The sequence below is a fragment of the Streptomyces sp. NPDC001231 genome, assembly GCF_042896885.1.
Lineage (GTDB): Bacteria > Actinomycetota > Actinomycetes > Streptomycetales > Streptomycetaceae > Streptomyces.
Genome location: NZ_JBIAXS010000014.1, coordinates 20,700 through 35,081 on the forward strand (window position 1 = coordinate 20,700; position 14,382 = coordinate 35,081).

Below are 14,382 nucleotides of genomic sequence, written 5' to 3' on the forward strand. Positions count from 1 at the left end.
GCCTGCCTAGTTTGGCGTCATGTCCTCCACCGAAACCCTTGCCGACAGCCCGGACCCGGTCTCGACCGCCGACCGCCGTCGCTGGTTCGCGCTGGCGATCGTGATGACCGCGGCCTTCATGGACCTCGTGGACGTCACGATCGTCAACATCGCGATTCCGTCCATCCAGCAGGACGCCGGCGCGTCCTTCAGCCAGATCCAGTGGATCACCGCCGGGTACGCCCTCGCCTTCGCGGCCGGTCTGATCACCGGCGGCCGGCTCGGCGACATCCACGGCCGCAAGCGGCTGTTCCTCCTCGGCATCGGCGGCTTCACCCTCGCCTCCGCGCTGTGCGGCTTCGCCGCGAACCCCGACATGCTGGTCGCCGCCCGTCTCCTGCAAGGCGCCATGGCCGCGATGATGGTCCCGCAGGTGCTCTCGATCGTGCACGCCACCTTCCCGGCGCACGAACGCGGCAAGGTCTTCGGCCTGTTCGGCGCGATCGTCGGCCTGGGCGCGGTCTCCGGCCCGCTGCTCGGCGCGTTGCTCACCGAGTGGAACCTGTTCGGGCTGGAATGGCGGCCGATCTTCCTGATCAACCTGCCCGTCGGCGTCCTGGCCCTCGTCCTCGGCAACCGTTTCATCAGCGAGTCCAAGGCCCCTCGGGCCCTGAAGCTGGACCTCGTCGGGGTCGCCCTGGTCACCCTGGGCCTGCTGATGCTGCTCTACCCGCTGACCCGGGGCCGCGAGCTGGGCTGGCCGCTGTGGGGGTACGTCTCGATGACGGGCGCGCTGGTGGTCTTCGCGGCGCTGGTGGCCTACGAGCGGAGCAAGGCGGCGCGGGACGGCTCGCCGCTCATCGAACTGTCGTTGTTCCGGGTGAAGAGCTTCGCCGCGGGCATCGCGGTGCAGACCGTCTTCGGTGTCGCGCTGGGCGTGTTCTTCCTGGTCTGGACGCTGTACATGCAGGTCGGCCTGGGCTGGAGCCCGCTGCGGGCGGGCCTGACGGGCGTACCGTTCTCGATCGCCGTGTCCACCGCGGCCGGGATGTCGGTGCAGAAGCTGGTCCCGCGCTTCGGCCGCAAGGTGCTCCAGGCCGGTGCGCTGGTGATGGCGGCCGGTGTCCTGCTCTACATCTGGGAGTCCGAGCGGTACGGCCTGCACATCGCCCCCTGGCAGATGGCGCTCCCGCTGGTCGTGATGGGCGTGGGCATGGGCCTGATCGTGGCGCCGCTGACCGACGCGGTGCTCTCGGAGGTCCCGCGTGAGCACGCGGGTTCGGCGTCCGGGCTGATCAACACCGTGCAGCAGATGGGCAACGCGCTGGGACTCGGCCTGGTGTCGGTGGTGTTCTTCGGGGTCATCGGCGACCGCCTGGCCCCGGCCGAGGTGGGCCCGGCCTTCGTCAACGCCTTCCAGCACGCGCTGGTGTGGGTGGCGGCGGTGCTGGGCGTCATCTTCGTGCTGATGTCGGCCCTGCCCAAGCGACCGGGCCGGCAGGCGGAGGACGCCGAGGAGGCCGGGGCGGAGGAGGCCGGGGAGCCGGCCGTGGTGACGCCGCGGTCGGGCGAGCTGGTGGGCTGACCTGCGCGAAAGAGGGCCAATGGGGCCCGGCACCCGAGCGGTGCCGGGCCCCATCGGCGTACCCGGACACAACCGGAAGTCCGTTCATGCCCGGTCTGATGCCCGAACCTGTTTACTTCCTGGACATTCAGGCGTAGCCTCCGGGAGAAACCACAAGTTCGGGCATCAGTCGGAGGCGAACGGACATGTACGCACCGGAGCGGCAGCAGGAGATCCTCCGGCTCGCCCGGGACGGCGGCCGTGTGGACGTCGTGTCGCTCGCCGAGGAGTTCCAGGTGACGGCGGAGACGATCCGCCGCGACCTGAAGGCCCTCGACCGCGCGGGCCTGCTGCGCAGGGTGCACGGCGGCGCCATCCCGGCCGGCCGTCTCGACTTCGAGCCCGATCTCACCGAGCGAGAGTCCACCGCCGCCGACGAGAAGGACCGCATCGCCAAGGCGGCCCTGGCCGAACTGCCGGCCGGGGGCACGCTGATCCTCGACGCCGGTACGACGGTGGCCCGTGTGGCCGCCGCCCTGCCCCTGGAGGCCTCGCTCACCGTCGTCACGCACTCCCTGCCGATCGCCGCCCGCCTCGCGGACCACCCCGGTCTCCAGCTCCACCTCGTGGGAGGGCGGGTGCGCAACCGCACCCGCGCCGCCGTGGACGCCTGGGCACTGCGGGCCTACGGCGAGATCCGCGCCGACGTGCTGTTCGTCGCCGCCAACGGCTTCTCCGCCGAACACGGTCTGACCACCCCCGACCTCGCCGAGGCCGCGGTGAAGCGCGCGGCGATCGCCGCCGCCCGCCGTGTGGTGCTGCTCGCCGACTCCGCCAAGCACGGCCAGGAGCACTTCGCCCGCTTCGGCGGCCTGAACGACGTGGACCTGCTGATCACCGACAGCGGATTGAGTCCCGAGGACGCGGCCGCCATCGAGCGCGGCGGCACGGAAGTAGTACGCGCATGATCGTCACCGTCACCCCCAACCCCTCCCTGGACCGCACCTACGAGGTCCCCTCGCTCGAACGCGGCCAGGTCGTCCGGGCCACCGGCGAGCGCATGGACCCGGGCGGCAAGGGCGTGAACGTCTCGCGCGCCGTCGCGGCCGCCGGCCGGCGCACGGTCGCCGTCCTGCCCCTGGGCGGCGCCCCGGGTGCCCTCGTCGCGGATCTGCTCGACGCGCAGGGCATCGACGTCGCACCGGTGCCGGTCGCCGGGGCCACCCGCTCGAACATCGCGCTCGCGGAGGCCGACGGCGTCCTGACGAAGATCAACGCGCCGGGTCCGGAACTCTCCGCCGAGGAACAGGAATCGTTGCTGGAGACCGTCCGGCGGCAGTCGCGCGGCGCGGACTGGATCGCTTGCTGCGGCAGCCTGCCGCGCGGACTCGCGCCGTCCTGGTACGCCGATCTGGTCGCGCGGGCGCACGCGGCCGGTGTGCGCATCGCGCTGGACACCTCCGGGCCCGCCCTGCTGGCGGCGCTGTGCGAGGGCCCCGATGTGGTCAAGCCCAACGCGGCGGAGCTCGCCGAGGCCGTCGGGCGCTCCCTGGCGACGGTCGGCGACGCGGTGAAGGCGGCCGAGGAGCTGCGCGGGCTCGGCGCGCGCACCGTGCTCGCGAGCCTGGGCGCCGACGGGCAGTTGCTCGTGGACGGGGCGGGCGCCTGGTTCGGCAGCGCGCGCGTGGACGCCGTCCGCAGCAACGTCGGCGCCGGCGACTCCTCCCTCGCCGGGTTCCTGATCGCCGGCGGTACCGGCCCGGAGGCCCTGGCCCTCGCCGTCGCGCACGGCGCGGCCGCCGTCCAGCTGCCGGGCAGCCTGATGCCGACACCCGCCGACCTGGACCCGGCGGCGGTGACGGTCACGGCGGACGTGCCGGTGGACCGCGCGCTGAAGGAGCCGGTGACATGACCCCCCGCACCCCCCGCACCCGGTGCCGTACGACGCCTCCGCCGACCCGTACCGCTTCCGACTCTCCCCGCACTGCCCCCGTCCCCACCCCCGCCCACCCCACTGACCGGGCGATACGCGCGCTAAGGAGCCCGCGATGAGCGACATGATCACCGCGGACCTGGTCGACCTCGACCTGTCCGCCGACACCAAGCAAGCGGCGGCGCGCTCCCTCGCCGAACGGATGGTCGCCCTGGGCCGGGTGACCGACCTGGATGGCTTCCTCGCCGATGTGGCCGCCCGCGAGGCGCAGATGCCGACCGGCCTCGACGGTGGCATCGGTATCCCGCACTGCCGCAGCGAGCACGTCGTCGAGCCGACGCTCGCCTTCGGGCGCAGCGCGGCCGGGATCGACTTCGGCGCGGCGGACGGCCCCGCCGACCTGATCTTCCTGATCGCGGCCCCGTCCGGCGCCGACGACGCCCACCTGAAGATCCTGTCGTCGCTGGCCCGGCAGCTGATGAACAGCGAGTTCACCTCCGCGCTGCGATCGGTGGACAACGCGGCGGCCGCCGCCGCGCTCATCCGCGGGGACGAGACTCCGGGCGAGGCCACGGCAGGGGCCGAGGGCACCGTCGCGGACACCGAGGGGGCCGAGGGCATCGCCGCGACCGCCGAAGGCGCCTCCACCGAGGCGCAGGACGCTCCCGAAGACACCGCCGCGACGCCGGGGGCGGCCTCCTCCGGCGCCGTGGCGGGCGGCACGGCCCCGGCGCCGGACGCGAGCGCCACGGACGCGAGCGCCACGGACGCGAGCGCCACGGATGCGAGCGCCACGGGGGCGAGCGCCACGGATGCGAGCGCCACGGATGCGAGCGCCACGGGGGCGAGCGGCGAGGACGCGAGCAGCGAGGGCGAGCGTCCGTTCCGGATCGTCGCCGTCACCTCGTGCCCCACCGGTATCGCGCACACCTACATGGCGGCCGAGTCGCTGGAGAACGCCGGCCGTGAGGCGGGCGTCGAGGTCGTCGTCGAGACCCAGGGTTCGGCGGGCTTCACCCGGCTCGACCCGGCGGTGATCGCGGCGGCGGACGGCGTGATCTTCGCCCACGACGTCCCCGTACGCGACAAGGACCGCTTCGCCGGGAAGCCGGTCGTCGACGTCGGAGTGAAGGCGGGTATCAACCGGCCCGGCGAACTGATCACCGAGGTCCGCGGCAAGGCCGCGCGCGGTGAGGTGAGCGCGGCGCCCGCGCCGGGCGGCACGCCGGTCGAGCGGGCCGGCGAAACGGGCGAGGGCTACGGCACGAAGCTGCGCAAGTGGCTCATGTCCGGCGTCAGTTACATGGTTCCCTTCGTCGCCGCGGGTGGTCTGCTGATCGCCCTCGGGTTCGCGATCGGCGGCTACAAGATCAACAAGGCGCCGTCGGTGATGGACCACTTCGTCTGGACCCAGGCCGACAGCTGGGCCGCCCTGCTGTTCCAGATCGGCGGTGTGGCCTTCGCCTTCCTCGTCCCGGTGCTGGCCGGCTACATCGCCTACGGCATGGCGGACCGCCCCGGACTCGTCCCCGGCTTCGTCGGCGGCTCGATCGCACTCACCATCAACGCCGGATTCCTCGGCGGTCTGGCGGCCGGTCTGATCGCCGGTGGTGTGGTGATGGCGATCCAGAAGGTGCGCATTCCGGCGGCATTGCGCGGCATCATGCCGGTGGTGGTGATTCCGCTGATCTCCTCGGCGGTCGTCGGGTTCCTGATGTTCGTGGTCATCGGCAAGCCCATCGCCACCGCGCAGAAGGGCATGACCGACTGGCTGAACGGACTGACCGGCACCAACGCCGTCCTGCTCGGCGCACTGCTCGGCCTGATGATGTGCTTCGACCTCGGCGGTCCGGTCAACAAGGTCGCCTACACCTTCGCCACCGCCGGTATCGCGGTCTCCGACCCCAGCGACTCCGCGATGAAGATCATGGCCGCGGTGATGGCGGCCGGCATGGTCCCGCCGCTGGCGATGGCCCTGGCCACGACCGTGCGCGGCAAGCTGTTCACCCACACCGAGCGGGAGAACGGCAAGGCCGCCTGGGTCCTGGGCGCCTCCTTCATCTCCGAGGGGGCCATCCCGTTCGCGGCGGCCGACCCGCTGCGCGTCATCCCGTCGTCGATGGTCGGCGGCGCGCTCACCGGTGCCCTGTCGATGGTCTTCGGTGCCACGCTCCGTGCTCCGCACGGCGGCATCTTCGTGGTCCCGCTGATCGGCAACCCGTTCCTCTACCTGATCGCCATCGCGGCGGGCGTGTGCGTGACCACCGCCCTGGTGGTCGCCCTGAAGACCCTGCGCAAGCCGGTGCAGGGCGTGACGGCCGTCGAGGCAGGCGAGGGCGCGCCGGCCGAGCCCGCCGACCGGAAGCAGCCGGTGGCGGCCTGAACAGTCCCCTCCTGTCCCCTTGTCCCTTTGGTGTGCTGTGAGTTGTTCACGGCACCTGCGAGATACGTCACGGTCCGGGGCCAAAGTCCCGGACCGTGGTGTCTACTGAGCACATGCCTCAGCATGTCTCGACCCTGATGTGGATAGGTGTGGCCGTCCCCGCCGCACTGACCGTCGCCTGCCTGATCGGCCTCGCCCGCATCCGGCGCGGCATCCGCCTCGAGACCGCTCGACAGCAGTCCACCCCGAGGCTGTCGGGCCTCCCGCTCCAGCGCGGGGCGGGACCCGGCCGGGAGTTCGTGGAACTGACCCCGGAGGAGAAGGACGCCTTCGCGGGCCTGGTACGTCGGCTCGGCAACGGCCGCTGAGGCTCACTCCGGCAGAGCGGGCGGCGGTCGCTTCCACGCCGTACCCATCGGCACCGGCCGACGAGGTCTAGGACATCTGAGCCGCGCGCCGTTCCATCGCGCCGCGGGCCGCGTCCTCCGTCACGTACACCTCGCACATGTGGCGACCGTCCGGGGTCGCCGTGTGCTCGACCTCCCAGAGCGAGATCTCCACGCCGTCGTCCAGCAGGAACGCGTGCTCGTAGAGCGAGAAGCACAGCCCGGCGCGGCCCGCGCGGCAGGGGCGGCCGAAGGCCTGGGTGATCCGGTGACCGGACGCCGTCGCCAGCAGGGACGCGACATCCGCGCCCGGCCGGTCGGCGTTCTCCGCGCGCCGCAGCAGACGGCGTGCGTGGTCGGCGGAGTCGTCGGACGCGTACGCGTGCCGTGCCTGGGGCGGCGGCGAGAGCTGGACCAGTACCGGCAGCTCGAACTCCGGCGCGTCCGACGGGAGCGGCAGCCGTGCCGTGGCGGTGCTCAACTCCTCCTCGTCGTCGTACACCTCGTGCTGCACCTCGCTGCCCGGCGCGGTGTTGTGCACCAGCTCCCAGAGGGTGAGCGCCGAGCCGTCGGCGAGCAGCCAGGTGTGCCGGTAGGTCTCCCGGTGCAGTCCGGCGCTGTGGTGCGCCGAGTGCAGCGAACCGTCGTAGGCCAGGGCGCAGTCGAGCCGCCGTATGGTCTCGTCGGGTAATTCGAAGGAGTTCAGGGCGCGGCCGAGCAGTCGCGCGAGGTGCTCCTCCGGAGACCCGGGCGACTCGCGTGGCTCGTACGCAGTCGTCTCGTACGGAACGCTCAAGGTTTCTCCCGGCGTTGCTGCATGTCACCTTGTGGGTGCATACCGTAGCCCCTCGGTCGAGCATCATGTCCGCGAACCGAGAAAACGTCCACGGGGAAAACGGCCGGCCCGCGCGAGAAGTTCCCGTGTGAGCCGTCGTTCCGTCAAAATCCGCTGGTCAACAGGGTGTTGTGAAGCAGGGGTCGGCCAGAGGGCGGTGCCGGAGGTCAACGGGCGCCGTACAGCTCCTCGTAGGCCGGCCAGTCCCCGCCCGGTCCGGTCACCGCCTCGGCCGCCCGTACCGCGCGGACGATCGCGCGGGTCACCTGGTCCGCGCCCGCCGCGAGGATCTCGTTCAGGGCGAGCGGGCAGCCGGGGTCGAGCGGACGCGCCCCGGTGGCCAGCGCGAACACCGTGTCGCCGTCGTTGAGCAGGTGCACCGGACGTACGGCGCGCGCGATGCCGTCGTGCGCCGTGCCGGCCAGCTTCTGCGCCTGCGCCTTGGTCAGGTCCGCGTCGGTGGCGACCACCGCCAGGGTGGTGTTCAGCGGGGGTGGCGCGTTCCTCGCGGCGGCCTCGGCGAGGCGCCGCCGCGCGGCCTCGTGCACCCGCGCGTCGGGGTAGTGCACCGGTCCCTGGAACAACTCCCCGTACAGCACCCCCGTTTCCGGATCGACCGCCGACCCCACCGCGTTGGCCACCGCGAGCGCGGCCACCGTGATGCCTGAGTCGAGCACCGTGCTCGCCGTGCCGACTCCTCCCTTGAGCGGTCCCACGGCCGCTCCGGTCCCGGCGCCCACGCACCCCTCTGGCACGCGCCCGCCGGCCTCGCTCGCCGCCGCGGCCTCGACCGCGGCGCGCCCGGTGGCCGCGTCCGGCCGGGCCCGGAAGTCACCGCCGCGGCCCAGGTCGAACACGCAGGCGGCGGGTACGACCGGTACGACGTGCGAAGGGTCCGGGCCGACCCTGACCCCGCGCCCCCGCTCCTCCAGCCAGGCCATCACCCCCGAGGCGGCGTCCAGCCCGTAGGCGCTGCCGCCGGTCAGGACGACCGCCTCCACCGTCCGCACCAGGTTGCGCGGATCGAGGGCGTCGGTCTCCTTGGTTCCGGGGCCGCCGCCGCGCACCTCCACGGCGGCGACGGCGCCGCCCTCCGGCGCGAGCACGACCGTCGTGCCGGTGAGCCAACCGCCGCCCGTGCGCGTCGCATGTCCCACCCGCACGCCTTCGACGTCCGTCAGAGCGTCCACTGTCATGGGAGCCAGTCTCCCGGGCGAGGCGCAGTCACGGGCCTCTTCGGAGGAACGGCGTGCAACGTCACGCCGCCTGCCGCGGACCGTACCCTTGAGGCATGAGTACCGCCCCCGAACCCGCCCCCGAACCCCGTGACCCGAAGACCGCGCTGATCTTCGACGACCCGCTGAATCAGCAGTCCACGGACGACACCGACCGCGGGTGGGGCGAGCGCACGGAAGGCGACGCCGCCGCCGACCTCAAGCGCTTCCTGGACGAGAAGCCTCCCCACCACCTCTGAGGCGCGCGGGCCCGCCGGACCGCGGACGCTACCGCTCGCCGTATCCGGAGCGGCGCCGGGCGACCAGCTCGTCGCGGATCTCCTTGAGCACCTCCAGCTCGGTCATCTCCACGACCTCCTCGGTAACCTCCCTGGCCTTCTTCCGCGCCTCCTGGCGGGCCAGGAACTTCGCCATGGGGAGGAGCATCAGGAAGTAGACCACCGCGGCGGTGATCAGGAACTGGAGAGCGGCCCCGAGGACCGAACCCCACATGATCTGGATGCCCTGATCGCCCTTGCAGGTGGCGCTCAGGCACGAGTCGTAATGGTCGAGGTTCTTGGTGCCGATCGCTCCGATGACCGGACTGATCACACCCTTCACCACCGCGTTGACGATGTTGGTGAAGGCGGCGCCGACGACCACCGCTACTGCCAGATCGACGACGTTCCCGCGCATCAGGAAGGCTTTGAAGCCCTGCCAGACACTCGGGTCCTTCTTGTCGCTCACCTGGGGCCCCTCCTTGGACATGCAACTGCGACGTGCGGAACAAACAGCTCCGCAACCTACGGCTCACCACAGGGTCACCGCCAGCCTGGCCGTCGCGCTCGCCCCGGCCAGCCCCGCCGCAGTGGAGCGCGGTACCGACAGCGCGACCAGCGCCCCGCCCCCGGCCGCGTCGTCCACGGGCTCCGGGACCTTGGCCACCCGGGCCCCGTGTGCGACCACCCGGGCCTGCCCGCCCGTGGCCGGGTCCTCAGCGGCGATCACGTCGACCCGGTCGCCGGGGCGCAGCAGCCGGACCGTGGCCGCGTCCGCGATGCGCACGGGCGCGATCACCGTGCGCACCTCGTCCGCGCCGCGGCGCTCGGCGGCCTGACCGGCTCCGTCGGCCGGAGCCGGCTGTCCACGGTTCGGTCCGCCGCGAGGCGGGTCCGGGGCATCCCGCGGGCCCGCCGCCACGAGCGCGGCCGCGGTCACGGCGAGCCCGGCCGCCACCGCGCGCCCCCGGTGCCGTACGAGCCGACGCAGCCCGTACCGCCCGCCGCGCACACGAACCGGCGCGAAGTGCGGCACCTCACACGTGGCCGGGGCTTCCGTACCGGTCGCGTACGGAGAGGAACGCGTGAGCGGCGCCGAGGAAGCAGCCGAGGAAGCAGAGGGGCCTGGCAAAGGGCAGGGCAGCGGCGAGGAAGGCAGGGACGAGGGGGGCAAGGGAGAGGGCGGCACCGGAGGAGACGGCACCGGTGAAGACGGCAACGGCCAGGACGGAGACGGAGAGGACGGAGACGGCAGGGACATGCGGACCACCACCAGCGACGGGGATTTCGGCTTGCCACGCCCACGATGAGGCATCGCGCCGCCGCCCGCCGGAGCCCGTGTGCTACCCGCCGGTTGTGGACAACTCCCTCGCCCGAAGGAGCAATTCCGCCCCGTTACGGCAGCGCGAACCCCGGGTCCATCCCGCCCAACGCACCGGCGCACGGACAGTCCCGCTGCTCGGTCGTGGGCAGCGCGGCCACCGCGTCGAACAGAACGCCCCGCAGCCGTTCCACGTTGGCCCCGAACACCCGCAGCACCTCCTCGTGCGAGACGCCCTCGCCGGTCTCCGCGCCCGCATCCAGGTCGGTGACCAGCGTCAGCGAGGTGTAGCAGAGCTCCAGTTCACGGGCGAGCGCCGCCTCGGGGTGGCCGGTCATGCCCACCACCGACCAGCCCTGCGCCTGGTGCCACAACGACTCGGCCCGGGTCGAGAAGCGGGGCCCCTCCACCACGACGAGGGTGCCGCCGTCCACCGCGTCCCAGTCCCGCCCGCGCGCCGCCTTCAGCGCGGCCGTCCGGCCCACCGGGCAGTAGGGGTCGGCCACCGAGACGTGCACGACGTTCGGCACCGTGCCGTCGGGCCGCGGCAGCCCGTCGAAGTAGGTCTGCGCGCGGGACTTCGTACGGTCGACGAACTGGTCGGGCACGAGCAGCGTGCCCGGCCCGTACTCGGGGCGCAGCCCGCCCACCGCGCAGGGCCCGAGCACCTGGCGCACGCCCATGGAGCGCAGCGCCCACAGGTTGGCCCGGTAGTTGATGCGGTGCGGCGGGAGATGGTGGCCCCGGCCGTGCCGGGGCAGGAAGGCGACCCGCCGGCCGGCGACCTCACCGAGGAAGAGGGAGTCGCTGGGTGCCCCGTACGGCGTGTCCACCCGGACCTCGGTCACGTCGTCGAGGAACGAGTAGAAGCCGGAACCGCCGATGACACCGATCTCTGCGTTCGCCATGACCAGCACACTAGCGCCCGCGCACACGCCGAGGACCCCACCGTCCCACGACGGCGGGGTCCCGGAAGGAAGACGTCAGGCGGCGGAGCTGCCGGCCGAGCTCGTGGACGTCGAGGACGACCCCGACGAGGAGGACGACCCGGACGAGGAGGACGAGGAACCCGAAGAAGACGGGCTCGACGACTTCGACGACGACGCCGGGCTGCTGCTCGACGAGGAGCCGCGGCTGTCGTTGCGGTAGAAGCCGGATCCCTTGAAGACAATGCCGACCGCGGAGAACACCTTCTTCAGGCGGCCACCGCAACCGGGGCACTCGGTGAGCGCGTCGTCGGTGAACTTCTGCACCGCCTCGAGGCCCTCGCCGCACTCGGTGCACTGGTACTGATAGGTGGGCACTGTCTTCCTCCTGGCACTCTCACTCGATGAGTGCTAACGACGGTCCATAGTGACGTATTCCCGAGGATCAGTCCACTGTGACGTGAGCGCGGTGACCGACGCCACGTGCGACCGTGCGGCCCTGCGACCGGGCCGCGAGCCGCGACCTGAGGGCGATCAGGGCGAGAAGGGCGAGCACCGTGCCGGTCATCGGCACCAGGAAGCCGGCGCCGCCCCACAGGCGGTCCTCCAGCTGCCCGGCGACGGTGACCGCCGCCGCCTGGCCGAGCGCGACCGCGCCCGTGAGCCAGGTGAAGGCCTCGGTGCGGGCGCCGGCCGGGACCAGGCTCTCCACCAGGGTGTAGCCGGTGATCAGGGCGGGTGCGATGCACATGCCGACCAGGAGGCCGAGCGCAGCCAGGAGCGGCACCGAGTGCGCGGTCCACAGCGCGGACGCGGCCAGCGCCAGGGCGGTGTAGCCGACGAGGAGACGGTGCTGCGGGGCGGCCTTCCAGGCGATCGCGCCGCAGACGACGCCGGAGAGCATGTTGCCCGCGGCGAAGGTTCCGTACAGCACGCCGTTGAGTCCGGGCTCGCCGATCGACTCGGTGAACGCGGCCAGTGAGACCTGCATGCCGCCGAAGACCGAGCCGATGCCGAGGAAGGTCGCGATCAGCACCCGCACCCCGGGGACGCGCAGGGCGGAGGTGTGCTCCACGCGCGCGTGCCCATCGCCGGTGACGGGCGGCTGGGTGCGCTTCTGCGCGGCGAACAGCAGACCGCCGACCAGGGTCAGCGCGGCCTCCGTGACCAGTCCGGCGGCCGGGGCGACAGTCGTGCACAACGCGGTGGCCAGGAGGGGGCCGACGACGAACGTCAGCTCGTCGGTGACGGACTCGAAGGCGGCCGCGGTGGTCATCAGCGGCGAGTCCTTGAGCGTGACGCCCCAGCGGGCGCGCACCATCGGGCCGACCTGCGGCACCGAGGCGCCGGTCGGCACGGCCGCCGCGAACAGCGCCCACAGGGGGGCGTGCGCCAGGGCGAGCACGGTCAGCGTCAGCCCCGCGAGGGTGTGCGCCAGAACGCCGGGGACCAGTACCACACGCTGTCCGTAGCGGTCGGCGAGGCGTCCGCTGTAGGGCGCGAACAGCGCCATGGAGACGCCGGTGACGGCCGCGGTGGCGCCGGCCGCGCCGTAGGAGCCGGTGGTGTGCTGCACCAGCAGCACGATGGAGATGGTGAGCATCGCGAACGGCTGGCGCGCGGCGAAACCGGGGAGCAGGAACGTCCAGGCGCCGCGGGTGCGCAGCAGCTGCCCGTATCCAGGGCGGGAGGATGCCGTCGCGGTCGGCGCCGGTTCGGAGCTGGTGACCGTGGATCCCACGGCCCGTGCCTTTCTGCCGCCTGGTAGCGCGGGCCCGGGCGTGCGGGCGCGCCGAGAGCTGTCCTCTTGCGCGGACTGCGGTAGATACCGGCGCCCACTGCGGGGGACTACCCGGCCGCCATACGGTCGCGCCAGCTCTGCGTCAGGCAGAGTTGGTTCGATCAGGGTGCGCCCTCATCGTACAGGGGCGCGGGGTCCCCCCTTCAGCCTCGGCTGCCCGCCCCCGCTCCGTCGGCGCCCAGCCATCCGGCCAGCTTGCCGCCCCGGCCGACCGCGCGCAGGCGCTGTTCGGCCGCCTCCCGGACCGGGTCGGTGGCGACCACGAGGAGTTCGTCGCCGCGCCGCAGGGTGGTGGTCGGCAGCGGTACGAACGACTTGCCCTCGCGGACCACCAGGGTGACCGCGGACCCGGACGGCAGCCGCAGCTCGTTGATCTCGACGCCGTGCATCCGGGACCCGGCGGGGATGGCGACGGACAGCAGGTGGCCGCGCAGCCGTTCCAGGGGTGCCGACTCGATTCCGAGGTCGGCGGCCTCCTCGCCGGAGCCCAGCCGCAGCTTGCGGGCGAGCCAGGGCAGGGTCGGCCCCTGTACGAGGGTGTAGACGACGACCAGGACGAAGACGATGTTGAAGATGCGGTGGGTGGCGTCGACCCCGTTCACCATGGGGATCGTCGCCAGGATGACGGGCACGGCGCCACGCAGTCCGGCCCAGGACATCAGGGCCTGCTCCTGCCACGGCACCCGGAACGGCAGCAGGCTGGCCACCACGCCCAGCGGGCGCGCGACCATGGTCAGCACCAGGCCGATGACGAGGGCGGGCCAGACGTCGTCGAGCAGCTCGTGCGGGGTGACCAGCAGACCGAGCATGACGAACATGCCGATCTGGGCGATCCAGCCGAGCCCTTCGGCGAAGCCGCGGGTGGCGGGCCAGTGCGGCAGCTTGGCGTTGCCGAGCACCATCGACGCGAGGTAGACGGCGAGGAAGCCGCTGCCGTGGGCCAGCGCGCCGGCGGCGTACGCCGTGACCGCGATCGCCATGACGGCGATCGGGTAGAGGCCGGAGGCGGGCAGGGCCACATGCCGCAGGCCCCAGGAACCGAGCCAGCCGACCGCCAGGCCGATGACCGCGCCGATGGCCAGCTCCAGGGCTATCTCGCCCACCAGGACGTACCAGTGCTCGATCGGTCCCGCGGTGGAGAAGGCGACGACCAGGATGACCACCGGGGCGTCGTTGAAGCCGGACTCGGCCTCCAGCGTGCCCGTCACGCGCGCGGGAAGGGGGATCTTGCGCAGCACCGAGAAGACGGCCGCCGCGTCCGTGGAGGACACCACCGCGCCGATGATGAGCGCCTGACTCCACCCCAGGCCGGCGAGGTAGTGGGCGGCGGCCGCTGTGACGCCGACACTCACGGCGACGCCGACCACTGCCAGGGTGGCGGCGGCCGGAAGGACCGGCTTGATCTCTTTCCACTTCGTGCCGAGACCGCCCTCGGCGAGGATCACGACGAGGGCCGCGTAGCCGATGACCTGGGTCAGTTCGGCGTTGGTGAAGTGGATGCCGCCGAGGCCGTCCGAGCCCATGACGACGCCTATCCCCAGGTAGACGAGCAGGCTGGGGAGCCCGCTGCGCGAGGAGATCCGAACCGCGGCGACCGCGACGAGCAGGACGACCGAGCAGGCGAGCAGGAGCTGGTTGAGGTGGTGAACAGTCAGCAGCGGTTCCTTCCGCGAGTTCCCGGTTTACTTCGTTACCTTACCTAACTCTTGACGCTTTCTTGACGCGTCCCGTGACGAGATGGAGACGTCTCGCCGCCGCTGGA

15 protein-coding genes are annotated in these 14,382 nt (G+C 72.5%); 7 read left to right on the top strand and 8 right to left on the bottom strand.

The annotated features are described in order from the left end of the window. The first annotated feature begins 19 nt into the window (after positions 1 to 19). From ACFY3J_RS18480 to ACFY3J_RS18500, 5 genes are all read left to right on the top strand, one after another. Positions 20 to 1,564, top strand: a complete 1,545-nt coding sequence (locus ACFY3J_RS18480; RefSeq protein WP_390841273.1) for an MFS transporter — start codon at positions 20 to 22, stop codon at positions 1,562 to 1,564. Positions 1,565 to 1,749: 185 nt separating this feature from the next. Continuing rightward, positions 1,750 to 2,511: a DeoR/GlpR family DNA-binding transcription regulator gene (locus tag ACFY3J_RS18485; RefSeq protein ID WP_384178899.1), complete on the top strand. Its 762-nt coding sequence runs from the start codon at positions 1,750 to 1,752 to the stop codon at positions 2,509 to 2,511. Then, entirely contained in the window at positions 2,508 to 3,455 is a 948-nt protein-coding gene (gene pfkB / locus ACFY3J_RS18490) for a 1-phosphofructokinase (RefSeq protein ID WP_390841274.1), read from the top strand. The genes ACFY3J_RS18485 and pfkB overlap by 4 nt, the downstream gene beginning before the upstream one ends. A gap of 136 nt (positions 3,456 to 3,591) precedes the next feature. Next, complete coding sequence (locus tag ACFY3J_RS18495) at positions 3,592 to 5,859, top strand: fructose-specific PTS transporter subunit EIIC (RefSeq protein ID WP_390841275.1); 2,268 nt, start codon at positions 3,592 to 3,594, stop codon at positions 5,857 to 5,859. A gap of 113 nt (positions 5,860 to 5,972) precedes the next feature. Then, positions 5,973 to 6,227: a hypothetical protein gene (locus ACFY3J_RS18500; RefSeq protein ID WP_384178905.1), complete on the top strand. Its 255-nt coding sequence runs from the start codon at positions 5,973 to 5,975 to the stop codon at positions 6,225 to 6,227. A gap of 67 nt (positions 6,228 to 6,294) precedes the next feature. Here the strand turns inward: ACFY3J_RS18500 and ACFY3J_RS18505 are convergent, their stop codons facing one another. Together ACFY3J_RS18505 and ACFY3J_RS18510 are read right to left on the bottom strand one after the other, a co-directional pair. Continuing rightward, positions 6,295 to 7,041 (bottom strand): DUF6227 family protein, encoded by a 747-nt coding sequence (locus ACFY3J_RS18505; protein ID WP_384178907.1) that lies wholly within the window; start codon positions 7,039 to 7,041, stop codon positions 6,295 to 6,297. A gap of 206 nt (positions 7,042 to 7,247) precedes the next feature. Then, positions 7,248 to 8,276 carry a P1 family peptidase gene (locus ACFY3J_RS18510; protein ID WP_384178909.1) on the bottom strand — a complete coding sequence of 343 codons (1,029 nt, stop codon included), beginning with the start codon at positions 8,274 to 8,276 and terminating at the stop codon, positions 7,248 to 7,250. Positions 8,277 to 8,371: 95 nt separating this feature from the next. On the opposite strand from ACFY3J_RS18510, the gene ACFY3J_RS18515 reads away from it, so the two are divergent. Further along, a complete protein-coding gene (locus tag ACFY3J_RS18515) occupies positions 8,372 to 8,554 on the top strand; it encodes a hypothetical protein (RefSeq protein WP_384178911.1) in 183 nt (60 codons plus the stop codon). 28 nt (positions 8,555 to 8,582) lie between these two features. On the opposite strand, the gene mscL is transcribed toward ACFY3J_RS18515, so the two are convergent. Further along, positions 8,583 to 9,041: a large conductance mechanosensitive channel protein MscL gene (gene mscL, locus ACFY3J_RS18520; protein WP_384178913.1), complete on the bottom strand. Its 459-nt coding sequence runs from the start codon at positions 9,039 to 9,041 to the stop codon at positions 8,583 to 8,585. 63 nt (positions 9,042 to 9,104) lie between these two features. Then, positions 9,105 to 9,608, bottom strand: coding sequence for a hypothetical protein (locus tag ACFY3J_RS18525; RefSeq protein ID WP_384178915.1), 504 nt, complete (start codon positions 9,606 to 9,608; stop codon positions 9,105 to 9,107). A gap of 49 nt (positions 9,609 to 9,657) precedes the next feature. Between ACFY3J_RS18525 and ACFY3J_RS18530 the strand changes: the two genes are divergently transcribed. After that, positions 9,658 to 9,882: a hypothetical protein gene (locus ACFY3J_RS18530; protein ID WP_390841276.1), complete on the top strand. Its 225-nt coding sequence runs from the start codon at positions 9,658 to 9,660 to the stop codon at positions 9,880 to 9,882. An 85-nt stretch (positions 9,883 to 9,967) separates the two neighbouring features. On the opposite strand, the gene ACFY3J_RS18535 is transcribed toward ACFY3J_RS18530, so the two are convergent. From ACFY3J_RS18535 to ACFY3J_RS18550, 4 genes are all read right to left on the bottom strand, one after another. Then, positions 9,968 to 10,801 (bottom strand): S-methyl-5'-thioadenosine phosphorylase, encoded by an 834-nt coding sequence (locus ACFY3J_RS18535; protein ID WP_384178919.1) that lies wholly within the window; start codon positions 10,799 to 10,801, stop codon positions 9,968 to 9,970. Between the two features lie 75 nt (positions 10,802 to 10,876). Next, positions 10,877 to 11,197 (bottom strand): FmdB family zinc ribbon protein, encoded by a 321-nt coding sequence (locus tag ACFY3J_RS18540; protein ID WP_390841277.1) that lies wholly within the window; start codon positions 11,195 to 11,197, stop codon positions 10,877 to 10,879. A 67-nt stretch (positions 11,198 to 11,264) separates the two neighbouring features. After that, the gene (locus ACFY3J_RS18545; RefSeq protein WP_390841278.1) at positions 11,265 to 12,560 is read right to left on the bottom strand and encodes an MFS transporter; all 1,296 of its coding nucleotides are present in this window, start codon (positions 12,558 to 12,560) and stop codon (positions 11,265 to 11,267) included. A gap of 203 nt (positions 12,561 to 12,763) precedes the next feature. Further along, positions 12,764 to 14,275: a potassium/proton antiporter gene (locus tag ACFY3J_RS18550; protein WP_384179185.1), complete on the bottom strand. Its 1,512-nt coding sequence runs from the start codon at positions 14,273 to 14,275 to the stop codon at positions 12,764 to 12,766. Positions 14,276 to 14,382: the final 107 nt, after the last annotated feature.